Origin of the sequence: Pseudomonas sp. MPB26 (genome assembly GCF_046605355.1) — a bacterium.
Taxonomy (GTDB): Bacteria; Pseudomonadota; Gammaproteobacteria; order Pseudomonadales; family Pseudomonadaceae; genus Aquipseudomonas; species Aquipseudomonas cedrina.
The window spans coordinates 4,628,554-4,651,091 of the sequence record NZ_CP176793.1; the positions used below are offsets into that span (position 1 = coordinate 4,628,554).

At 59.5% G+C, this 22,538-nt stretch carries 19 protein-coding genes; 16 read left to right on the top strand and 3 right to left on the bottom strand.

What is annotated here, in order from left to right; genetic code table 11:
* Positions 1-115 precede the first annotated feature (115 nt).
* Complete coding sequence (locus tag ACLH0H_RS21450; protein ID WP_411379536.1) at positions 116-1,669, bottom strand: glycosyl hydrolase family 17 protein; 1,554 nt, start codon at positions 1,667-1,669, stop codon at positions 116-118.
* Between the two features lie 331 nt (positions 1,670-2,000).
* Between ACLH0H_RS21450 and ACLH0H_RS21455 the strand changes: the two genes are divergently transcribed.
* The 3 genes from ACLH0H_RS21455 (at position 2,001) to ACLH0H_RS21465 (ending at position 5,075) form a co-directional block, all read left to right on the top strand.
* Complete coding sequence (locus ACLH0H_RS21455; protein WP_076950477.1) at positions 2,001-2,852, top strand: glycine betaine ABC transporter substrate-binding protein; 852 nt, start codon at positions 2,001-2,003, stop codon at positions 2,850-2,852.
* A gap of 256 nt (positions 2,853-3,108) precedes the next feature.
* Entirely contained in the window at positions 3,109-3,420 is a 312-nt protein-coding gene (locus ACLH0H_RS21460; protein ID WP_003190001.1) for a DUF485 domain-containing protein, read from the top strand.
* The gene (locus tag ACLH0H_RS21465; RefSeq protein WP_411379537.1) at positions 3,417-5,075 is read left to right on the top strand and encodes a cation acetate symporter; all 1,659 of its coding nucleotides are present in this window, start codon (positions 3,417-3,419) and stop codon (positions 5,073-5,075) included. Before ACLH0H_RS21460 ends, ACLH0H_RS21465 begins: the two co-directional genes overlap by 4 nt.
* A gap of 227 nt (positions 5,076-5,302) precedes the next feature.
* Here the strand turns inward: ACLH0H_RS21465 and gltA are convergent, their stop codons facing one another.
* Entirely contained in the window at positions 5,303-6,592 is a 1,290-nt protein-coding gene (gene gltA, locus ACLH0H_RS21470; protein WP_003233249.1) for a citrate synthase, read from the bottom strand.
* 350 nt (positions 6,593-6,942) lie between these two features.
* On the opposite strand from gltA, the gene sdhC reads away from it, so the two are divergent.
* The 11 genes from sdhC (at position 6,943) to ACLH0H_RS21525 (ending at position 21,045) form a co-directional block, all read left to right on the top strand.
* A complete protein-coding gene (sdhC, locus tag ACLH0H_RS21475; protein WP_217894922.1) occupies positions 6,943-7,329 on the top strand; it encodes a succinate dehydrogenase, cytochrome b556 subunit in 387 nt (128 codons plus the stop codon).
* Entirely contained in the window at positions 7,323-7,691 is a 369-nt protein-coding gene (sdhD, locus tag ACLH0H_RS21480; RefSeq protein ID WP_065884231.1) for a succinate dehydrogenase, hydrophobic membrane anchor protein, read from the top strand. The genes sdhC and sdhD overlap by 7 nt, the downstream gene beginning before the upstream one ends.
* Before the next feature lie 3 nt (positions 7,692-7,694).
* Positions 7,695-9,467, top strand: coding sequence for a succinate dehydrogenase flavoprotein subunit (gene sdhA, locus ACLH0H_RS21485; protein WP_076950480.1), 1,773 nt, complete (start codon positions 7,695-7,697; stop codon positions 9,465-9,467).
* An 11-nt stretch (positions 9,468-9,478) separates the two neighbouring features.
* Positions 9,479-10,183: a succinate dehydrogenase iron-sulfur subunit gene (locus ACLH0H_RS21490; RefSeq protein ID WP_003172807.1), complete on the top strand. Its 705-nt coding sequence runs from the start codon at positions 9,479-9,481 to the stop codon at positions 10,181-10,183.
* Positions 10,184-10,445: 262 nt separating this feature from the next.
* The gene (locus ACLH0H_RS21495) at positions 10,446-13,277 is read left to right on the top strand and encodes a 2-oxoglutarate dehydrogenase E1 component (protein ID WP_411379538.1); all 2,832 of its coding nucleotides are present in this window, start codon (positions 10,446-10,448) and stop codon (positions 13,275-13,277) included.
* Between the two features lie 44 nt (positions 13,278-13,321).
* Positions 13,322-14,545: a 2-oxoglutarate dehydrogenase complex dihydrolipoyllysine-residue succinyltransferase gene (gene odhB, locus ACLH0H_RS21500; RefSeq protein ID WP_411379539.1), complete on the top strand. Its 1,224-nt coding sequence runs from the start codon at positions 13,322-13,324 to the stop codon at positions 14,543-14,545.
* Between the two features lie 99 nt (positions 14,546-14,644).
* Positions 14,645-16,081, top strand: a complete 1,437-nt coding sequence (gene lpdA / locus ACLH0H_RS21505) for a dihydrolipoyl dehydrogenase (protein WP_186692878.1) — start codon at positions 14,645-14,647, stop codon at positions 16,079-16,081.
* 204 nt (positions 16,082-16,285) lie between these two features.
* Entirely contained in the window at positions 16,286-17,452 is a 1,167-nt protein-coding gene (sucC, locus tag ACLH0H_RS21510) for an ADP-forming succinate--CoA ligase subunit beta (RefSeq protein WP_003210567.1), read from the top strand.
* Positions 17,452-18,333 carry a succinate--CoA ligase subunit alpha gene (gene sucD, locus ACLH0H_RS21515; RefSeq protein WP_057722677.1) on the top strand — a complete coding sequence of 294 codons (882 nt, stop codon included), beginning with the start codon at positions 17,452-17,454 and terminating at the stop codon, positions 18,331-18,333. The genes sucC and sucD overlap by 1 nt, the downstream gene beginning before the upstream one ends.
* 429 nt (positions 18,334-18,762) lie before the next feature.
* Complete coding sequence (brnQ, locus tag ACLH0H_RS21520; RefSeq protein ID WP_411379540.1) at positions 18,763-20,076, top strand: branched-chain amino acid transport system II carrier protein; 1,314 nt, start codon at positions 18,763-18,765, stop codon at positions 20,074-20,076.
* 231 nt (positions 20,077-20,307) lie between these two features.
* Positions 20,308-21,045, top strand: a complete 738-nt coding sequence (locus ACLH0H_RS21525; RefSeq protein WP_186692882.1) for a DUF599 domain-containing protein — start codon at positions 20,308-20,310, stop codon at positions 21,043-21,045.
* Positions 21,046-21,135: 90 nt separating this feature from the next.
* Here ACLH0H_RS21525 and ACLH0H_RS21530 read toward each other — a convergent pair whose 3' ends face one another.
* Positions 21,136-21,387 (bottom strand): hypothetical protein, encoded by a 252-nt coding sequence (locus ACLH0H_RS21530; RefSeq protein WP_076950486.1) that lies wholly within the window; start codon positions 21,385-21,387, stop codon positions 21,136-21,138.
* A gap of 159 nt (positions 21,388-21,546) precedes the next feature.
* Here ACLH0H_RS21530 and ACLH0H_RS21535 point away from each other — a divergent pair, with 159 nt between their 5' ends.
* On the top strand, positions 21,547-22,023 hold the full coding sequence (locus ACLH0H_RS21535) for a PaaI family thioesterase (RefSeq protein ID WP_411379541.1): 477 nt from the start codon (positions 21,547-21,549) through the stop codon (positions 22,021-22,023).
* The gene (locus tag ACLH0H_RS21540) at positions 22,020-22,472 is read left to right on the top strand and encodes a PaaI family thioesterase (RefSeq protein ID WP_411379542.1); all 453 of its coding nucleotides are present in this window, start codon (positions 22,020-22,022) and stop codon (positions 22,470-22,472) included. Before ACLH0H_RS21535 ends, ACLH0H_RS21540 begins: the two co-directional genes overlap by 4 nt.
* Positions 22,473-22,538: the final 66 nt, after the last annotated feature.

Sequence of the window (22,538 nt, forward strand, 5' to 3'; positions counted from 1 at the left end):
CCAGGCGACCGTGTTCTATCTGAAACACTGCAGCGTCCTTATTGGGGCGGCTTCGCCACCCAGCGCGGGCGGTGCGACGATTCGACAAGCCCGCTCACTACATGCGATAGCGGTCTTAAGTCTTGCGCACCCGCAAGCACCGCCACAAGGCTGCAACCATGAGCAGGCTGACCACCGCCCAACCCCAAGCCTGCTGATTCAACAGGCCCTCACGGTACAACTGCGGCGCAATGCCGGCACCGATGATAAAGGTCAGCAACGCGATCTCTCGACGCGGCCCGGTGACCGGACGCACCAGGTACACCAGGGCCGGCAGCACCAGCGCCGCACTCGGGAAGCTGCGATAGCGCGGGTCAAACACCAACGCCAGCATCATCACCGCTCCTGCAAACCCTGCAATCGCCACCAGCCAGCCAGCACGCTGCTCAAACCAATTGAACGCTCGCTCACGCCAGCCCTCGCGCGCGCTCAAGGCCAATGCCGCATGGGCCAGCACCAGCAGGTTCAAGGCCACCAGCAGACCCGCCCATACCCATTCATCACCAAAGCGTGCGGTCACGCGGTTGAGTTCGGCCCATGTGCCGGTGGAACACGCGGCCACCGCGCCCAACAGGGGCAATGCGATCGCGGCGCGCGTGCTGCGTACGCGACCGCCCAGCGCCAGGGTAACCAGCAGGATAAAGCCGCCGCCCCCCAGCCACACGGGCCAGTACGGCACATTGGTTACAGGCCCGGCAAGAATGCCCTTGTCCTGGCGATCGGCATCGAACAGGCCCCAATAACCGCCCACGGCGCCTTCACTCGCGCGCTTCCAGGGCTGGTCGAAGGCTTCGATCAGGTTATAGCGCCAGCCATTGGCCTCGGCCATGGCCACGAAACCGCGCATGAACCTGGCTTCGTTGACCCGGCTCGGCACAGCCGTTTCGCGCTGGCGGCCTTCACTGGGCCAGCCGGTTTCCCCGATCAGGATGTCCTTGGGGGCAAACTTGTGGCCAAAGGTCTGGCGCACATCGCCCACGTGCTTGAGGGCCTGATCGATTCCGGACGGATCATCTTCCCAGTACGGCAACAGGTGAATGGTCAGGAAATCCACCGCCGGGGCAATTTCCGGGTGTTGCAGCCAGAATTCCCACACGTCGGCGTAGGTCACCGGCTGCTTGATCCGGCTCTTGACGGTCTGGATCAGCTTCACCAATTGCGCGGCAGTGACTTCCTTGCGCAGCAGCGCTTCGTTGCCGACGATCACTGAAGTCACGACGTCCGGGCTGGCGTTGGCCGCGGCGATCAGTTGTTCGATCTCCTTTTGGGTCGCCACCGGGTCACTGCTGACCCAGGCGCCGGCCATTACCTTCAGCCCATGCCGGCGCGCCATGTCCGGCAAGGCTTCCAGGCCGGTCATGGAATAGGTGCGAATGCACTCGAAGCGCGTGGCAAGCAGGGCAAGGTCAGCGTCCATGCGTTTCGGGCGCAGCGTGAACGGCTGGTCGAACGGCGATTGGTCTTTGTCGAAGGGCGTGTACGAGGCGCACTGCATCTTGTGCGTGGCGCTGGCGACATCGGGCAGCACCACGGGCCGGCCGAGGCCATACCAGTAGCCGACCAGGGCCAGCAGGCCGAGGATCAAGGCGAAGAAATAGGGCAGGGCAGGGAAGCGGGCAGTCGCGGGCATGGTCGGCTTATCTGGGGGAGCAAAGGCGCGCATCTTACCCGGATTTGCTCCGCGCCAGTGGGGCTGCATGATTTTGACATGCAAAGTTCGGGCGGGATTTTGACGTCAAGTGGTGCAAAACGTCCTACTGGCCAGGTGATGTCGTTTCCTGCTTGGATAAGGTCGCTGACAGAGCAGGTCGAAGACCCCGGCAGGTTGATGATCAAACTGTCAGCACTCCACTGATACCTAGCAGCCGGATCGATGCGCGTGAAGGGGGCGCGGTGCACCACATAACAACAGGTTGACGCCGCCCGGCATCCGCCGGGCGCAGCACTTTCGGGGAAGTACTATGAAGATGCGACGACTCTTGGGCGCAGCTGCCACTCTGGTAGTTGCGATGAGCTCCACACTGGCCAGCGCCGACAGCAAAACCCTGAGCATCGGCTATGTCGATGGCTGGTCGGACAGCGTTGCCACCACCCACGTGGCGGCTGAAGTGATCAAGCAGAAGCTCGGTTATGACGTGAAACTGCAAGCGGTCGCCACCGGGATCATGTGGCAGGGCGTCGCCACCGGCAAGCTCGATGCCATGCTCTCCGCCTGGCTGCCGGTCACCCACGGTGAATACTGGGCCAAGAACAAGGACAAGGTGGTCGACTACGGCCCCAACTTCAAGGATGCGAAAATCGGCCTGATCGTGCCGGAGTACGTCAAGGCCAAGTCCATCGAAGACCTCAAGACCGACACCACCTTCAAGAACAAGATCGTCGGTATCGACGCCGGTTCAGGCGTGATGCTCAAGACCGACGAAGCCATCAAGCAGTACGGTCTCGATTACAAACTGCAAGCCAGCTCGGGCGCTGCGATGATCGCCGAGTTGACCCGTGCCGAAGACAAGCAGGACTCCATCGCCGTCACCGGTTGGGTGCCGCACTGGATGTTCGCCAAGTGGAAACTGCGTTTCCTGGACGATCCAAAAGGGATTTATGGTGCTGCTGAAACCGTCAACAGCATCGGCAGCAAGGGCCTGGAGAAGAAAGCGCCGGAAGTCGCAGCCTTCCTGAAGAAATTCCAGTGGGCCTCCAAGGATGAAATCGGCGAAGTCATGCTCGCCATCCAGGAAGGCGCCAAGCCGGATGCCGCAGCCAAGGATTGGGTGGCCAAGCACCCGGAACGCGTCGCCGAGTGGATCGCCAAGTAACCAGCGCTGATACAACCCCTGTGGGAGGGGGCTTGCTCCCGAAAGCGCCGTGTCAGTCACACCTGTTTGACTGACACGACGCCTTCGGGAGCAAGCCCCCTCCCACATTAATTTCTGCACCCTTAATTGTTTCTGCACACCCGCCAACCCTCGCTACACTCGATCTACTACTAAGGTCGTCTGGAACCTGCCCCACAGCCGCATACAGTGGCCATGTTCCAAAATAATAAAAAGCTGTGCTGCGAGGATAAAAACAATGAACGACAGCATTTACCTCTCGATTCAAAACAGCCCGCGTTTCAAGGAGCTGGTGAGAAAAAGGGAAAGGTTCGCCTGGATTCTCTCGGCGATCATGCTAGGGCTTTACTCCGCTTTCATCCTGTTGATCGCCTATGGGCCACAAGTACTGGGGGCCAAGATCAGCCCCGGTTCGTCGATTACCTGGGGCATTCCCCTGGGCGTCGGGCTGATTGTGTCCGCCTTCATCCTGACCGGCATCTATGTGCGCCGGGCCAATGGCGAGTTTGACGACCTGAACAATGCGATTCTCAAGGAGGCTGCGCAATGATCCGGCGTCTACTGGCAGTATTCGGCGCTTCGCTGTTTGCCCCGGCCGTCTGGGCCGCGGACGCATTGACCGGTGCCGTGCAAAAGCAACCCCTGAACGTCTCGGCCATCGTAATGTTCGTTGCGTTTGTGGGGGCCACCCTGTGCATCACCTACTGGGCGTCCAAGCGTAACAAGTCGGCGGCCGATTACTATGCGGCAGGCGGCAAGATCACCGGTTTCCAGAATGGCTTGGCGATTGCCGGTGACTATATGTCGGCGGCTTCCTTCCTGGGGATTTCCGCACTGGTCTACACCTCCGGCTACGACGGCCTGATCTACTCGATCGGCTTCCTGGTGGGCTGGCCGATCATTTTGTTCCTGATCGCCGAACGCCTGCGTAACCTGGGTAAGTACACCTTTGCCGACGTGGCATCCTACCGCTTGGGGCAAACCCAGATCCGCAGCCTGTCGGCGTGCGGTTCGCTGGTGGTGGTAGCGTTCTACCTGATCGCGCAGATGGTGGGCGCGGGCAAGCTGATCCAACTGCTGTTTGGCCTGGACTACCATGTCGCGGTCATCCTGGTGGGCATCCTGATGTGCCTGTATGTGCTGTTCGGCGGCATGCTCGCGACCACCTGGGTGCAGATAATCAAGGCCGTGCTGTTGCTGTCCGGTGCCTCGTTCATGGCGCTGATGGTGATGAAACACGTCAACTTCGACTTCAACATGCTGTTCGCCGAGGCGATCAAGGTTCACCCTAAAGGTGAAGCGATCATGAGCCCCGGCGGCCTGGTGAAAGATCCGATTTCGGCATTCTCCCTGGGCCTGGCGTTGATGTTCGGTACCGCCGGCCTGCCGCATATCCTGATGCGCTTCTTCACGGTGAGCGATGCCAAGGAAGCGCGTAAGAGCGTGCTGTATGCCACAGGCTTCATCGGTTACTTCTATATCCTGACCTTTATCATCGGCTTCGGCGCGATCCTGCTGGTCAGCACCAACCCGGCGTTCAAGGATGCTGCAGGCGCCTTGCTGGGCGGCAACAACATGGCGGCGGTGCACCTGGCCAACGCGGTGGGTGGCAGTATCTTCCTGGGCTTCATCTCGGCCGTGGCATTTGCCACCATTCTGGCAGTGGTTGCCGGTTTGACCCTGGCGGGTGCCTCGGCGGTGTCCCATGACCTGTATGCCAGCGTGATCAAGAAAGGCAAAGCCAACGACAAGGATGAGATTCGCGTCTCGAAGATCACCACCATCGCCTTGGCGGCGCTGGCGATCGGCCTGGGCATCCTGTTCGAAAGCCAGAACATCGCGTTCATGGTCGGCCTGGCGTTCTCGATTGCCGCCAGCTGTAACTTTCCGGTGCTGTTGCTCTCCATGTACTGGAAGAACCTCACCACCCGTGGCGCCATGATCGGCGGCTGGCTGGGCCTGGTCAGTGCCGTCGGCCTGATGGTGCTGGGTCCGACCATCTGGGTCTCGATCCTGCATCATGAAAAAGCCATCTTCCCGTATGAGTACCCGGCGCTGTTCTCGATGATCATTGCGTTCGTCGGCATCTGGTTCTTCTCCATCACCGACAAGTCGGCGGCGGCAGAGAAAGAGCGTGCGCTGTTCTTCCCGCAGTTTGTGCGTTCGCAGACTGGCCTGGGGGCGAGTGGGGCGGTTGACCACTAAGGTTGTAGCTGGATAGAAATGCCCCGGTCGAAAGGCCGGGGTATTTTTTTGCCTGGGGTTTAAGGTTGCCTGTGCCGGCCTCATCGCGGGCAAGCCCGGCTCCCACAGTGGGCCGGAGTGCGGCCAGTGTGGGAGCTGGCTTGCCTGCGATAGCGGTAGACCAGGCGGCACAAACAAAAACGGCCTCCACTAAGGGAGGCCGTTCTCAGTACAACTAAGCCAAGTGCTTACTTGCGATCTTCCAGCTTGGTAATGTCACGCGACTCGTAGCCGGTGTACAGCTGGCGCGGGCGGCCAATCTTGTACGGGCTGGAGAGCATTTCTTTCCAGTGGGAGATCCAGCCCACGGTCCGCGCCAGGGCGAAGATCACGGTGAACATGCTGGTTGGAATGCCGATCGCCTTGAGGATGATCCCCGAGTAGAAGTCGACGTTCGGGTACAGCGAGCGTTCGATGAAGTACGGGTCGGTCAGGGCGATCTCTTCCAGGCGCATGGCCAGTTCGAGTTGCGGATCGTTCTTGATGCCCAGTTCCTTCAACACTTCGTCGCAGGTCTGCTTCATGACGGTGGCGCGCGGGTCGCGGTTCTTGTAGACCCGGTGGCCGAAGCCCATCAACTTGAACGGATCGTTCTTGTCCTTGGCCTTGGCGATGAACGTGTCGATGTTGGAGACATCGCCGATTTCATCGAGCATGGTCAATACGGCTTCGTTCGCACCGCCGTGGGCAGGGCCCCACAGCGCGGCGATGCCGGCGGCGATACAGGCGAACGGGTTGGCACCCGAAGAGCCCGCCAGGCGCACGGTAGAGGTGGAGGCGTTCTGCTCGTGGTCGGCGTGGAGGATAAAGATCCGGTCCATGGCCTTGGCGAGCACCGGGCTGATCGGTTTGATCTCGCACGGCGTGTTGAACATCATGTGCAGGAAGTTTTCCGCGTACGTCAGGTCGTTGCGCGGGTACATCATGGGTTGGCCCATGGAGTACTTGTAAACCATTGCCGCCAGGGTCGGCATCTTGGCAACCAGGCGGATCGCGGAAATTTCGCGATGCTGCGGGTTATTGATGTCGAGGGAGTCGTGATAGAAGGCCGACAGGGCGCCGACCACGCCGCACATGACGGCCATCGGGTGAGCGTCGCGACGGAAACCGTTGAAGAAAGTCTTCAACTGCTCGTGAACCATGGTGTGGTTCTTCACGGTGCTGACGAACTGGGCCTTCTGCTCGGCTGTTGGCAATTCGCCATTTAGCAGCAGGTAGCAGGTTTCCAAGTAGTCCGACTGTTCGGCGAGTTGCTCGATCGGGTACCCGCGGTGAAGCAGAATGCCATTGTCGCCGTCGATATAGGTGATCTTCGACTCGCAAGAGGCGGTCGACATGAAGCCTGGGTCGAAAGTGAAACGGCCCGTGGCCGTCAGGCCCCGTACGTCGATAACATCGGGACCAACGGTGCCGGTTAAAATGGGCAGCTCGACGGGGGCTGCGCCCTCGATGATCAACTGCGCTTTTTTGTCAGCCATGTGGCCTCCTATTTATGCTTCAAATCATCAGACAGCCCCCCACGCAGGGCCCGCACCACTATAGTGAGATAAATTCAGATGTCAATTTGCCTAAAGTCTTGCCCCAGAAGGCTTTAACCCTACTATTTCGTCGAAATTGAACGCCGTTTACGCCTTTTATCCCCCCAGCGCAATCCGCTATTAGGGTGAGGAGCGCGCGTTGTCATTAGTAACCTAACTGTCTATACTCGGCCACCGACCGCCAAGGGCTTTTGGGCTTGCTTTCATTGGGGGTCGCACTCCCTGGGTGGTGCTTACCTGACCAGTGCACTCCCCGACAACTTTGCCCTGATTGTTAGGGGCTCTTAAGTGTGAAAAAAGCCGTGAATAGCCAACGACCTGTAAACCTAGACCTAAGGACCATCAAACTCCCCATCACCGGCGTTACGTCGTTCCTGCACCGTGTTTCCGGCATCATCCTGTTCCTGGGCCTGGGCATCATGCTTTATGCATTGAGCAAATCCCTGGGTTCCGAGGAAGGTTTTGCCGAGGTGAAGGCATACTTGACCAGCCCGCTGGCCAAGTTCGTAGCATGGGGCCTCCTGTCCGCTCTGCTGTATCACCTGGTAGCCGGCGTGCGCCACTTGATCATGGACATGGGCATCGGTGAGACGCTGGAAGGCGGCAAGCTGGGCTCTAAAATCATCATCGCCATTTCCGTGGTGCTGATCGTTCTGGCAGGAGTTTGGATATGGTAACCAGCGTTACGAATCTGTCGCGTTCGGGCCTCTATGACTGGATGGCACAGCGTGTGTCTGCGGTCGTTCTCGCGGCTTATTTCATTTTCCTGATCGGATACCTCGTCGCAAACCCGGGCATCGGCTTTGAGCAATGGCACGGCCTGTTCGCCCACAATGCGATGCGAATCTTCAGCCTGCTGGCCCTTGTAGCCCTGGGCGCTCACGCCTGGGTCGGCATGTGGACCATCGCGACCGACTACCTGACGCCAATGGCGCTGGGCAAGTCCGCGACCGCAGTCCGTTTCCTCTTCCAGGCAGTATGCGGCATCGCGATGTTCGCTTACTTCGTCTGGGGTGTGCAGATTCTTTGGGGTATCTGATTCATGGCTAACATTCCAACTATTTCATTCGACGCCATCATCATTGGTGGCGGCGGGGCCGGCATGCGCGCTGCGCTGCAGCTGGCCCAGGGCGGTCACAAGACTGCCGTGATCACCAAGGTATTCCCGACCCGTTCCCATACCGTATCGGCCCAGGGTGGCATCACCTGCGCCATCGCCTCTGCCGACCCGAACGATGACTGGCGCTGGCACATGTACGATACCGTCAAGGGTTCCGACTATATCGGTGACCAGGACGCTATCGAATACATGTGTCAGGAAGGCCCGGCCGCGGTGTTCGAGCTGGACCACATGGGTCTGCCGTTCTCCCGTACCGAGCAAGGCCGTATCTACCAGCGTCCATTCGGCGGTCAGTCGAAGGATTACGGTAAAGGCGGTCAGGCTGCCCGTACCTGCGCCGCATCCGACCGTACCGGCCACGCACTGCTGCACACGCTTTACCAGGGCAACCTGAAAGCCGGCACCACGTTCCTGAACGAGTACTACGCTGTCGATCTGGTGAAGAACGGCAAGGGCGAGTTCGTCGGTGTGATTGCCATCTGCATCGAAACCGGTGAAACCACCTATATCCGCGCCAAGGCTACCGTGCTGGCGACGGGCGGTGCAGGCCGTATCTACGCGTCGACCACCAACGCCCTGATCAACACCGGCGACGGCGTTGGCATGGCGCTGCGTGCCGGCGTGCCGGTGCAAGACATCGAAATGTGGCAGTTCCACCCGACCGGCATTGCCGGCGCCGGTGTACTGGTTACAGAAGGTTGCCGTGGTGAAGGTGGTTACCTGATCAACAAGCACGGCGAGCGTTTCATGGAGCGTTATGCTCCGAACGCGAAAGACCTTGCTGGTCGTGACGTTGTTGCTCGCTCGATGGTTAAGGAAATCATCGCCGGCAACGGTTGCGGCCCGAATGGCGACCACGTACTGCTGAAACTCGATCACCTCGGTGAAGAGGTGCTGCACAGCCGTCTGCCTGGCATCTGTGAACTGTCCAAGACCTTCGCACACGTTGACCCGGTGGTTGCTCCGGTGCCGGTTGTTCCGACTTGCCACTATATGATGGGCGGCGTGCCGACCAACATTCATGGCCAGGCGATCACCCAGAACGCCGAAGGCGTGGACGAAATCATCCATGGTCTGTTCGCCGTAGGCGAAGTGGCCTGCGTATCCGTACATGGCGCCAACCGCCTGGGCGGCAACTCGCTGCTCGACCTGGTGGTATTCGGCCGCGCCGCCGGCCTGCACCTGGAAAAAGCGCTGACCGACGGCATCGAATACGATGACGCCACCGACGCGAACATCGAAACCGCCCTGGCGCGTCTGAATGCTCTGAACGAGCGCACGGATGGCGAAGACGTGGCAACCCTGCGTCGCGAGCTGCAAAGCTGCATGCAGAACTACTTCGGTGTGTTCCGTACCGGCGAATACATGCAAAAGGGTATCGCCCAGCTGGCCGATCTGCGCACGCGCATCGCCAACGTCAAGATCAACGATAAGAGCCAGGCGTTCAACACCGCTCGTATCGAAGCCCTTGAGCTGCAAAACCTGCTGGAAGTGGCTGAAGCAACGGCGATCGCCGCCGAGGTTCGCAAGGAATCCCGTGGTGCACACGCCCGCGAAGACTTCGAAGACCGCGACGACGAGAACTGGTTGTGCCACACCCTGTACTTCCCGGGTGACAAGCGCGTGACCAAGCGTGCCGTGAACTTCTCGCCGAAGACGGTGCCGACGTTTGAACCGAAGATTCGGACTTACTAAGGGTGGCTGCCATGTTGAAAGTCAGTGTTTATCGCTACAACCCTGATCAGGACGCTGCGCCGTTCATGCAGGAGTTCCAGGTCGATACCGGTGGTAAAGACCTGATGGTGCTGGATGTATTGGCACTGATCAAAGAGCAGGACGAAGGTTTCTCCTATCGTCGCTCTTGCCGTGAAGGTGTGTGCGGTTCCGACGGCATGAACATCAACGGCAAAAACGGCCTGGCGTGCATCACGCCGCTGTCCGCCGTGGTCAAGGGTAACAAGCTGATCGTTCGTCCTCTGCCAGGTTTGCCGGTTATCCGTGACCTGGTCGTCGATATGAGCATCTTCTACAAGCAATACGAGAAGGTTAAGCCGTTCCTGCAGAACGACACGCCGGCTCCGGCTATCGAGCGTCTGCAATCCCCGGAAGAGCGCGAGAAGCTCGACGGCCTGTACGAGTGCATCCTGTGCGCTTGCTGCTCGACGTCCTGCCCGTCCTTCTGGTGGAACCCGGACAAGTTCCTGGGCCCGGCTGCCCTGCTGCAAGCGTACCGCTTCCTGGCAGACAGCCGTGACACCAAGACATCCGAGCGTCTGGCTTCGCTGGATGACCCGTTCAGCGTCTTCCGCTGCCGCGGGATCATGAACTGCGTCAACGTATGTCCCAAAGGCCTGAACCCGACTAAGGCCATTGGTCACATCCGTAACATGCTGCTGCAGAGCGGCGTGTAACCGGCGTTGTAGTAAAGGCAGGACCGTTGTGCCCGTAAATGCTGCGGCGCAGGCTTCAACCGGCGCCGTAGTTTTAACTTGAGCAGCGACTTACAAAGCCGCGGCTCTTATTTTGAAGAAATGAGACAAGCAGGGGCATTCGGGTTGGTACCCGAACTATCAGCGTGATCCTAAGTGGCTTGTTTTGGTCGCTGCACTTGGCCTTTTGCAAGCAAACTCGGTGTTTTCGCCGGTGGTGTCCCCAAATCGAGGGTGACCAAGCATGCAAGAAAGCGTGATGCAGCGCATGTGGAACAGCGGCTATCTTTCAGGTGGTAACGCTGCCTATGTGGAAGAGCTTTATGAGCTCTACCTGCACGACCCTAACGCTGTGCCAGAAGAATGGCGCACCAAATTTCAGACGTTGTCTTCAGACGGCAACGCTGCCACCGATGTATCGCACGCAACGATTCGCGATCAGTTTGTGCTGCTGGCAAAGAACCAGCGCCGCGCCCAACCGGTTTCCGCCGGCAGCGTGAGCAGTGAGCACGAGAAGAAGCAAGTTGAAGTACTGCGACTGATCCAGGCCTACCGGATGCGTGGCCACCAGGCGGCCCAGCTTGACCCGCTGGGGCTCTGGCAGCGTCCTGCACCGGCTGACCTGTCGATCAATCATTACGGCTTGACCAATGCCGATCTTGATACGACCTTCCGTGCCGGCGACCTGTTCATCGGCAAAGAGGAAGCGAGCCTACGCGAAATTCACGAAGCGTTGCAGCAGACATATTGCCGCACCATCGGCGCTGAGTTCACACACATCACCGATTCCGAGCAGCGCCAGTGGTTCCAGCATCGCCTGGAAGGCGTGCGTGGTCGTCCGGTGCTGTCCGCCGACGTCCGCAGCCACCTGCTCGAGCGCGTCACCGCGGCCGAAGGCCTGGAAAAATACCTGGGTACCAAATACCCGGGCACCAAGCGTTTTGGCCTGGAAGGCGGCGAAAGCCTGATCCCGATGCTCGACGAAATGATCCAGCGTTCCGGTTCCTACGGCACCAAGGAAGTCGTGATCGGCATGGCCCACCGGGGTCGCCTGAACGTGCTGGTCAACACCTTCGGCAAGAACCCGCGTGATCTGTTCGACGAGTTCGAAGGCAAGAAGAAGGTCGAGCTGGGCTCCGGTGACGTTAAATACCACCAGGGTTTCTCGTCCAACGTGATGACCACCGGCGGTGAAGTTCACTTGGCCATGGCCTTCAACCCATCCCACCTGGAAATCGTTTCTCCAGTGGTCGAGGGTTCGGTCCGTGCTCGCCAGGATCGTCGCAATGACACCACCGGTGAAAAGGTCCTGCCGATTTCCATCCACGGTGACGCGGCATTCGCTGGTCAAGGCGTGGTCCTGGAAACCTTCCAGATGTCGCAGACCCGCGGCTTCAAGACCGGCGGTACCGTTCACATCGTCATCAACAACCAGGTTGGCTTCACCATCAGCAACCCGCTGGACGCGCGTTCCACCGAGTACGCCACTGACGTTGCCAAGATGATCCAGGCGCCGATCCTCCATGTAAATGGCGATGATCCGGAAGCCGTGCTGTTCGTGACCCAACTGGCTATCGACTACCGCATGCAGTTCAAGCGTGACGTGGTCATCGACCTGGTCTGCTACCGCCGCCGCGGTCACAACGAAGCCGACGAACCAAGCGGCACCCAGCCGTTGATGTACCAGCAGATCGCCAAGCAGCGCACCACCCGTGAGCTGTATGCCGAAAGCCTGACCAAGGCCGGTATCGTTGATGAGGCGCGTGTTCAGGCGAAGATCGATGAATACCGCAACGCGCTGGACAATGGTCTGCACGTCGTGAAAAGCCTGGTTAAAGAGCCGAACAAAGAGCTGTTCGTCGACTGGCGTCCGTACCTGGGCCACGCCTGGACTGCGCGTCACGATACGACCTTCGACCTGAAGACCTTGCAGGAGCTGTCCGCCAAGCTGCTGGAAATTCCGGAAGGCTTCGTGGTTCAGCGCCAGGTCTCGAAGATCTACGAAGATCGTCAGAAGATGCAAGCCGGCGGCCTGCCGATCAACTGGGGTTACGCCGAAACCATGGCGTACGCGACCCTGGCGTTCGAAGGTCACCCGATCCGCATGACCGGCCAGGACATCGGCCGCGGTACGTTCTCGCACCGCCATGCCGTGCTGCACAACCAGAAAGACGCCGGCACCTACATCCCGTTGCAGAACCTGTACGCAGGCCAGCCGCGTTTCGACCTGTACGATTCGTTCCTGTCCGAAGAAGCTGTACTGGCGTTCGAATATGGCTACTCGACCACCACGCCTCAGGCGCTGGTGATCTGGGAAGCCCAGTTCGGCGACTTCGCCAACGGCGCCCAAGTGGTGATCGACCAGTTCATCACCAGCGGCGAGCACAAGTGGGGCCGCCTGTGCGGTCTGACCATGCTGCTGCCACACGGTTATGAAGGTCAGGGCCCCGAGCACTCCTCGGCCCGTCTGGAGCGTTACCTGCAGCTGTGCGCCGAGCACAACATCCAGGTGTGCGTGCCGACGACCCCGGCGCAGATCTACCACTTGCTGCGTCGCCAGGTGATCCGCCCGCTGCGCAAGCCGCTGGTCGTGCTGACACCGAAGTCGCTGCTGCGGCATAAACTGGCGGTCTCGACCCTGGAAGATCTGGCGGATGGTTCGTTCCAGACCGTTATTCCGGAAATCGACACGCTGGAAGCGGCCAAGGTGACTCGCCTGGTCCTGTGCAGCGGCAAGGTCTACTACGACTTGCTGGAAAAACGCCGTGCCGAAGGCCGCGAAGACATCGCCATCGTGCGCATCGAGCAGCTTTACCCGTTCCCGGAAGACGACCTGATGGAGGCCATCGCGCCTTACACCAATCTCACCAATGTGGTGTGGTGCCAGGAAGAACCGATGAACCAGGGCGCCTGGTACAGCAGCCAGCATCATTTGCGTCGCAGCATCGGCAACCATAACAAGGCCCTGGGCCTGGAGTACGCCGGTCGTGATGCTTCTGCTGCACCTGCCTGTGGTTATGCGTCGATGCACGCCGAACAGCAGGAAAAACTGCTGCAAGATGCCTTCACTGTTTAACGCCTTCGCGCTGACTGAAACCGAATTTTAAGGACCCACAGATAATGGCTATCGAAATCAAAGCCCCGTCATTCCCGGAATCGGTTGCCGATGGCACCGTTGCCACCTGGCACAAGAAACCAGGCGAGGCCGTCAAGCGTGACGACCTGATCGTCGACATCGAGACCGACAAGGTCGTGCTGGAAGTATTGGCCGAAGCTGACGGCGTGCTGGGCGCAATCGTTGCCGAAGAGGGCGCGACCGTTCTGTCGAACCAGGTCCTGGGCTCGATCGAAGAGGGCAGCGCTGCTGCCGCTGCGCCTGCCGCCGCCGCACCGGCTGCCGCTTCGGCTCCAGCCGCCGCTCCGGCCGCGGGTGGCGAAGACCCGATCGCTGCACCGGCTGCTCGCCAACTGGCTGACGAGAACGGCATCAACCTGGCGTCCATCAAAGGCACCGGCAAAGATGGTCGCGTGACCAAGGAAGACGTGGTTGCCGCTGTTGAAGCCAAGAAAAACGCCCCGGCCGCCGCGCCTGTCAAGGCCGCTGCACCGGCTGCCGCGGCGCCTGTGTTCGCTGCCGGCGACCGCACCGAGAAGCGCGTGCCGATGACCCGCGTACGTGCCACCGTGGCCAAGCGTCTGGTTGAAGCACAGTCGAACATGGCGATGCTGACCACCTTCAACGAAGTCGACATGACCGAAGTCATGGCCCTGCGCTCGAAGTACAAGGACCTGTTCGAGAAGTCCCACAACGGCGTGCGCCTGGGCTTCATGTCCTTCTTCGTGAAGGCGGCTACCGAAGCGCTGAAGCGCTACCCGGCCGTCAACGCTTCCATCGATGGCACCGACATCGTTTACCATGGCTACGCTGATATCGGCGTTGCCGTGTCCAGCGACCGTGGCCTGGTGGTTCCGGTACTGCGTAATGCCGAACTGATGAGCCTGGCTGAAATCGAAGGCGGCATCGCCGGCTTCGGCAAGAAAGCCCGTGACGGCAAACTGACCATCGATGAGATGACCGGTGGTACCTTCACCATCACCAACGGTGGTACCTTCGGGTCGATGATGTCGACCCCGATCGTCAACCCGCCACAAGCCGCAATCCTGGGCATGCACAACATCATCCAGCGTCCGATGGCCATTAACGGCCAAGTCGTGATCCGCCCGATGATGTACCTGGCGCTGTCTTACGATCACCGCCTGATCGACGGTAAAGAAGCCGTGACTTTCCTGGTGACCATCAAGAATCTGCTGGAAGACCCGGCTCGTCTGCTGCTGGACATCTGATAAAGCAGCTTCATGCTGCGAGCTGCAAGCTGTAAGGAAAATCAGCTTGGCTCGCAGCTTGACGCTTGAAGCTTGTCGCTGAATAGAGGATCTATTTTCATGACACAGAAATTTGACGTTGTAGTGATTGGTGCAGGCCCTGGCGGCTACGTTGCCGCTATCAAGGCCGCACAACTGGGCCTCTCGACTGCTTGCATCGAAAAATACACCGACAAGGAAGGCAAACTGGCGCTGGGCGGTACTTGCCTGAACGTTGGCTGCATTCCTTCCAAGGCGCTGCTGGACAGCTCCTGGAAATTCCACGAAGCCCAGGACGGTTTCGCGATTCACGGCATCAACCATGCCGGCGTGACCATGGACGTACCTGCGATGGTTGGCCGTAAGGCTAATATTGTCAAAGGCCTGACCTCCGGCGTTGCGACCTTGTTCAAGGCCAACGGCGTCACTTCCCTGCAAGGCCACGGCAAGCTGCTGGCCGGCAAGAAAGTTGAAATCACCAAGCCGGACGGTTCGGTAGAAGTCATCGAAGCCGAAAACGTGATCCTGGCCCCAGGCTCGCGCCCAATCGACATTCCGCCTGCTCCGGTTGATCAGAACGTGATCGTCGATTCGACCGGCGCCCTGGAATTCCAGGCAGTGCCTAAGCGTCTGGGCGTGATCGGCGCCGGCGTGATCGGCCTGGAACTGGGTTCGGTATGGTCCCGCCTGGGTTCCGAAGTCACCGTGCTGGAAGCCCTGGACACGTTCCTGCTGGCTGCCGACACCGCAGTGTCCAAGGAAGCCTACAAGACCCTGACCAAACAAGGTCTGGACATCAAGCTGGGTGCCCGCGTTACCGGTTCCAAGGTCAACGGCGAAGAAGTGGTCGTGACCTACACCGACAAAGACGGCGAGCAGACCATCACGTTCGACAAGCTGATCGTAGCCGTGGGTCGCCGTCCGGTGACCACCGACCTGCTGGCCGCTGACAGTGGCGTGAACATCGACGAGCGTGGTTTCATCCACGTTGATGATCAATGCGCTACCACCGTACCGGGCGTGTACGCCATCGGCGACGTGGTTCGCGGCATGATGCTGGCGCACAAGGCGTCCGAAGAAGGCATCATGGTTGTCGAGCGCATCAAGGGCCACAAAACCCAGATGAACTACGACCTGATCCCATCGGTCATCTATACCCACCCGGAAATTGCATGGGTCGGCAAGAACGAACAGCAGTTGAAAGCTGAAGGCGTTGAAGTTAACGTCGGCACCTTCCCGTTTGCCGCTTCTGGCCGTGCCATGGCAGCCAACGACACCGGTGGTTTTGTCAAAGTCATCGCTGATGCCAAGACTGACCGCGTATTGGGCGTCCACGTGATTGGTCCAAGCGCTGCGGAACTGGTACAGCAAGGCGCGATCGGTATGGAATTCGGCACCAGTGCCGAGGACTTGGGCATGATGGTCTTCTCCCATCCGACCCTGTCCGAAGCGTTGCACGAAGCAGCGTTGGCCGTGAATGGCGGCGCCATCCACATCGCCAACCGCAAGAAGCGCTAAGCGAGATAATAAGAAACCACGGCGGAGTTGCCCGTCGTGAGCCTTGCGCGCAAGACTCACCGCGGAATATCCGCTGGACGCAGCCTTGCGCAGCTTTACGGGCCATAAGCCCCGCAAGTTGCGCAAGCAGCAGTCACAGGTGGCGCGGCACTCATAATGAGCGCAGCGCCGAATGCGCAGTACCTAACGAAGACGGTAAAAAGCATGAATCTTCACGAGTATCAGGGTAAGCAGCTGTTCGCTGAATACGGCCTGCCAGTTTCCAAGGGCTACGCAGTAGACACCCCGGAAGCAGCAGCAGAAGCCTGCGACAAGATCGGCGGCACCGAGTGGGTCGTCAAAGCCCAGGTCCACGCCGGTGGTCGCGGTAAAGCGGGCGGCGTCAAGCTGGTTCGCAGCAAAGAAGACGCCAAGGCCTTCGCACAGCAGTGGCTGGGCAAGCGTCTGGTGACTTACCAGACTGATGCCAATGGCCAGCCAGTCACCAAGATCCTGGTTGAATCGTGCACTGATATCGCTAAAGAGCTGTACCTGGGCGCTGTCGTTGACCGTTCGAGCCGTCGCATCGTGTTCATGGCTTCCACCGAAGGTGGCGTGGACATTGAAAAGATCGCCGAAGAAACCCCAGAAAAAATTCTGAAGGCCACTATCGATCCATTGGTTGGCGCTCAGCCATTCCAGGGTCGCGAGCTGGCTTTCCAGCTGGGCCTGGAAGGCAAGCAAGTTGCCCAGTTTGCCAAGATCTTCGTCGGTCTGGCCAAACTGTTCCAGGATCACGATCTGGCCCTGCTGGAAGTGAACCCGCTGGTGATCAAGGCTGACGGCGATCTGCACTGCCTGGACGCCAAGATCAACATCGACGCCAACGCCATGTACCGTCAGCCTAAGCTGAAGACTTTCCACGATCCGTCGCAAGACGATCCGCGCGAAGCGCACGCCGCCAAGTTCGAACTGAACTACGTGGCCCTGGAAGGCAACATCGGTTGCATGGTCAACGGTGCCGGCCTGGCCATGGGTACCATGGACATCGTCAACCTGCATGGCGGCAAGCCAGCCAACTTCCTCGACGTGGGCGGCGGTGCTACCAAGGAACGCGTTACCGAAGCGTTCAAGATCATCCTGTCCGACTCCAACGTAGCGGCAGTACTGGTCAACATCTTCGGCGGCATCGTTCGTTGCGACATGATTGCCGAAGGCATCATCGGTGCAGTGAAAGAAGTCGGCGTTAAAATCCCGGTTGTTGTTCGCCTTGAAGGCAACAACGCTGAACTGGGCGCTAAAGTACTGGCAGAAAGCGGTTTGAACATCATCGCGGCTACCAGCCTGACCGACGCTGCTCAACAAGTTGTCAAAGCTGCGGAGGGCAAATAATGAGCGTCCTGATCAATAAAGACACCAAAGTTATCTGCCAGGGTATTACCGGTTCGCAAGGTAGTTTCCACACCCAGCAAGCCATCGAATACGGCACCAAAATGGTGGGTGGCGTTACGCCTGGTAAAGGCGGCACCGAGCACCTGGGCCTGCCCGTGTTCAACACCGTGAAAGATGCTGTAGAAAAAACTGGCGCCACCGCCAGCGTGATCTACGTTCCTGCACCTTTCTGCAAGGACTCCATCCTGGAAGCGGCATTCGGCGGCATCAAGCTGATCGTCTGCATCACCGAAGGCATTCCTACCCTGGACATGCTGGACGCTAAAGTGAAGTGCGACGAGCTGGGCGTAGTCCTGATCGGCCCTAACTGCCCAGGCGTGATCACCCCAGGCGAATGCAAGATCGGCATCATGCCAGGTCACATTCACTTGCCAGGCAAAGTCGGTATCGTTTCCCGTTCCGGCACCCTGACCTACGAAGCTGTGAAGCAGACCACTGACGCCGGTTTCGGTCAGTCGACTTGCGTCGGCATCGGCGGTGACCCGATCCCGGGCTCCAACTTCATCGACATCCTGAAGCTGTTCCAGGAAGACCCGAAGACCGAAGCGATCGTGATGATCGGTGAGATCGGCGGTTCGGCTGAAGAAGAAGCGGCTGCCTACATCAAGGCACACGTGACCAAGCCGGTTGTTTCCTACATCGCTGGTGTGACTGCCCCTGCGGGCAAGCGCATGGGCCATGCGGGCGCAATCATCTCCGGTGGCAAGGGTACTGCAGACGAGAAGTTTGCTGCCCTGGAAGACGCAGGCGTTAAAACCGTGCGTTCGCTGGCAGACATCGGCAAGGCTTTGTCCGAGCTGACTGGCTGGGCTGTCAAGTAAGCCTCGCGCTTAGCTGACGCTTCATCCACACAAAGGCCACCTTCGGGTGGCCTTTGTGCGTTCTGGATACTTACATTTTTTGAACTGAACTCGGTCTCCTGTGGGAGCTGGCTTGCCTGCGATGCAGACGCCTCGGTGTATCAGGAAAACCGTGCCGATGCATTCGCAGGCAAGCCAGCTCCCACGGAGGTCAGTAGTGCCAAATTAAGTATGAAAACGCGACATGAAAGTGTCGCTTATCGGACAGTCCGCCCCGCAACAGTGCGTTTGTCAGCCTGATTCGGTAACCTAGCCGCCTCTTTATGCGTCCGCCTCCCAAAAGGAAGCCGCGCGCTGGACCCGTCGGCTCCCATAAGGGCCGGCAGTATTTCCCTCATCCACAGGGAATCCCCCTCTAAATTCCGATTCAGTAGTGTGGTATTTCCTCAAATGAAAGTGTTGAAAAGCCAGGATATCCTGGCGCTTGGCTTCATGACGTTTGCCCTGTTCGTGGGCGCTGGCAACATCATCTTTCCGCCTATCGTTGGTTTGCAGTCCGGGCCGCACGTCTGGATGGCGGCGCTGGGCTTCCTGATCACTGCGGTGGGTTTGCCGGTGGTCACTGTGATTGCCCTGGCCAAGGTCGGCGGCGGCATGGACGCGTTGAGCAGCCCGATCGGCAAGATCGCCGGTGGCCTGCTGGCAGCGGCGGCGTACCTGGCGGTAGGGCCGCTGTTCGCCACCCCGCGTACCGCAACCGTATCTTTTGAAGTGGGCCTGGCGCCGCTGACTGGCGAGAGCCCGCTGGCGCTGTTTCTCTACAGCTCGGTGTACTTCCTGGTGGTGTTTTTTGTTTCCCTGTACCCGGGTCGACTGCTGGACACGGTTGGTCGCTTCCTTGCGCCGCTGAAGATCATCGCCCTGGCCATCCTCGGCATCGCCGCGTTTGCCTTGCCGGTCGGCGACGTGGGGGTCGCCACCCCGCAATACGTGGCTGCGCCGTTTTCCCAGGGCTTCATCAATGGCTACCTGACCATGGATACCCTGGGCGCCCTGGTGTTCGGCATCGTGATCGTCAACGCCATTCGTTCCCGTGGTGTCGAGTCGCCGAAGCTGATCACCCGCTACGCCATCATTGCCGGCCTGATCGCCGGCGTGGGCCTGGCCCTGGTGTACATCAGCCTGTTCCGCCTGGGCTCGGGCAGCCATGAAGTCGCCGCCGGTGCCGCCAATGGCGCCGCGGTATTGCACGCCTATGTGCAACATACCTTCGGCTCCCTGGGCAGCGGCTTCCTGGCCGTGCTGATCTCCCTGGCCTGCCTGGTCACCGCCGTGGGCCTGACCTGCGCCTGCGCCGAGTATTTCAGCCGAGTCCTGCCGCTGTCCTACAAGACCCTGGTGGTGATCCTGGCGTTGTTCTCGCTGTTCGTGTCGAACCTGGGCCTGACCAAATTGATTGCGTTCTCGATCCCGGTACTGACCGCGATCTACCCGCCCTGCATCGTGCTGGTGGCGCTGAGCTTCTGCAAAGACTTCTGGCATGAGCAGGGCCGCATTGTGGGGCCGGTGATGTTGGTGGCGTTCATCTTTGGTTGCATCGACGCGCTCAAGGGCGCGGGGTTGGCGGGCTGGATGCCATCGCAGTTGGCGAATTTGCCGTTGAGCGAGCAAGGGCTGGCGTGGTTGGTGCCGTCGGTGATGACCCTGGTCGTGGCGGTGGTGGTTGATCGCATGCTGGGCAAGCGTAGCGAAGCGATCGCGTGACATCGCTTTAGGGCGACACGGAAATGCCTCGTATCAATCGATACGGGGCATTTTTTATGCGTGTATGGCTTACAAGCTCTAAAGTTGGAACACGGTCAATGTGGGAGCTGGCTTGCCTGCGATAGCGGTGGATCAGTCAGCTCATCAGGTGCTGACCCACCGTCTTCGCAGGCAAGCCAGCTCCCACCTTTTGTACCGCGTTTGCACCTATTCACCTGCATGAGGACCCGCATGTCGTTCATCGAAGCCAATCAGATCCACCTGCTCGCCGCGCTCTGGTTCGTCCTGTGCTGGGGCGGCTACACCCGCTACGCCATTTGGAAAGCCCGCGATACGGCCTGCCTGGCCAGCGTGTTGCATCTGTACCGTCAGGACTGGATGCGCCGCATGCTGCTGCGCGACAACCGCATCGCCGATGCCAGCGTGATCGGCAATCTGGAGCGCAATGCGTCATTCTTCGCGTCCAGTACCCTGATCATCCTGGCCGGCATTCTCACCGTGCTCGGCGCTTCGGAGCGCGCGGTGTCGCTGTTGGCGGACATCCCCATGGTGCAGCAGGCCTCCCAGGGCATGTCGGAAATCAAGCTGCTGTGCCTGGCGCTGGTATTCGTCTATGCGTTCTTCACGTTCAGCTGGTGCATGCGTCAGTACAACTTCGCAGCGGTGCTGGTCGGCTCGGCACCGATGGTCGGTGAGCGGCACGTGTCGGAGCAGGAGCGCAACGCGTTTGCCCTGCGCGCGGCGCGGGTGATTTCCATGGCCGCCAACCAGTTCAACTTTGGCCTGCGCGCTTATTACTTCGGCATGACCATGCTGGCGTGGTTTGTCAGCCCCTGGTTGTTCATGTTGATGAGCAGTGGGGTGGTGTTGGTGCTGTATCGCCGGGAGTTTCATTCCGACGTTCTGCAAGTGATGGTGTATACCCAGACGGATACACCGCCGGCCGAAGCTGTTAAAGACGCGGCCTGATTAACCTTACAAATAAAAAACCCAGACAAAGTAAAGCCCGCTATGTAAGCGGGCTTTCTTTTTGCAGCTAAGCTATTTCAAGCCGCGGTCTCAAGAACCGGTGGCAGGGGTAGCAGGTGCTGCTTCTTTTGCGGCGGCTTCGTTCGATTCAGCCTGAGCTTTGGCAGCATCGGCGTTTTCTTTCGCAGCGTCGTTCACTTTATCCTGAGCCTTCGCCATATCTTTCTGAGCTTGCTCGGAATGCGAGGCAGCGTCTTGGGCTTTGTCTTCGGATTTCTTATCGCAGGCAGCGAGACCGAGGGCAGCGGCCAACATCATGGAAATAGCTAAAGTCTTGCGCATGGGTGTTTCTCCTTATTGAAGATATCTACTGGCCTTTCGAGCATGGCCGTTCAGTATTAGTTCCTTCTGGCGTTCAGATATATAAACCAGCCGCGCCAAGGAACTTTCAGCTGCGCGTCTCTACTCCTCGAATCAACACACAATAAGAGTCTGGATCGAATGACCGAAAATCCTCTGTTAGAGCGTGCGACGCGCTTTGTATCGGCCTTGCGCCATTGTCAGGTCCTGGGTATCAGCGCTTACGAGGCGACTGAAGCGGGCATGACGCTGGTCATGCCCTATGCACCGCATCTGGTGGGCGATCCCGGCTCCGGCGTGATTCACGGCGGCGCGCTGACCTCGCTGATGGACACCGCCTGCGGCATGGCGACGTTGTGTGTCTTGCCGGAGTTCGAGGTGTGCCCGACCCTCGACCTGCGCATCGACTATATGCATCCCGCCGCGCCACACCAGCCCGTGTATGGTTTTGCCCAGTGCTACCGGGTGACCGCCGATGTGATTTTCACCCGCGGTTTCGCCTACCAGGCTGATCCGCAACAACCCATTGCCCAGGTGGTGGGCACGTTCATGCGCATGGGCAAGCACCTCAAGGGCACACAAGGGCTGGGCAGCACGCTCAAGGGAGAGCAGGTATGACACACCGCTTCAAGACGCAATTGGAACAGGCCCATGAGCGCGGCGATTACGAGGCGCTGCTCAGCCTGATCCCTTACGCCAAGCTGATCGGCATCGAATGCACAAGGCTTGGCGACGAATTGCTGTTTCGGCTGCCGGCCAGCAAGGACAATATTGGTAACCCCATATTGCCGGCGCTGCACGGCGGGGTTATCGCAGGCTTCATGGAGCTGTCAGCGGCGTTGCACTTGCTGGTGTTTACCGGTGCGCCGGGGATTCCGAAAATCATCGATTTCTCCCTGGATTACCTGCGCGCAGGCCAGTTTCGCGATACTTACGCCAAATGCCAGGTATGGCGCCAGGGCCGACGGGTGGCAAACGTGGCGATTACCGCCTGGCAAAGCACGGCGATCGAGCCCATCGCCACCGCTCGCGCGCATTTCAAAATCGAGGAAGCGAGCCGCCCTTGAAATCCTGGTCTTAGCCCCCAACTTTGATGACAACCCGCCGCCAACCCTCAAGGGCGCGGCCACTGC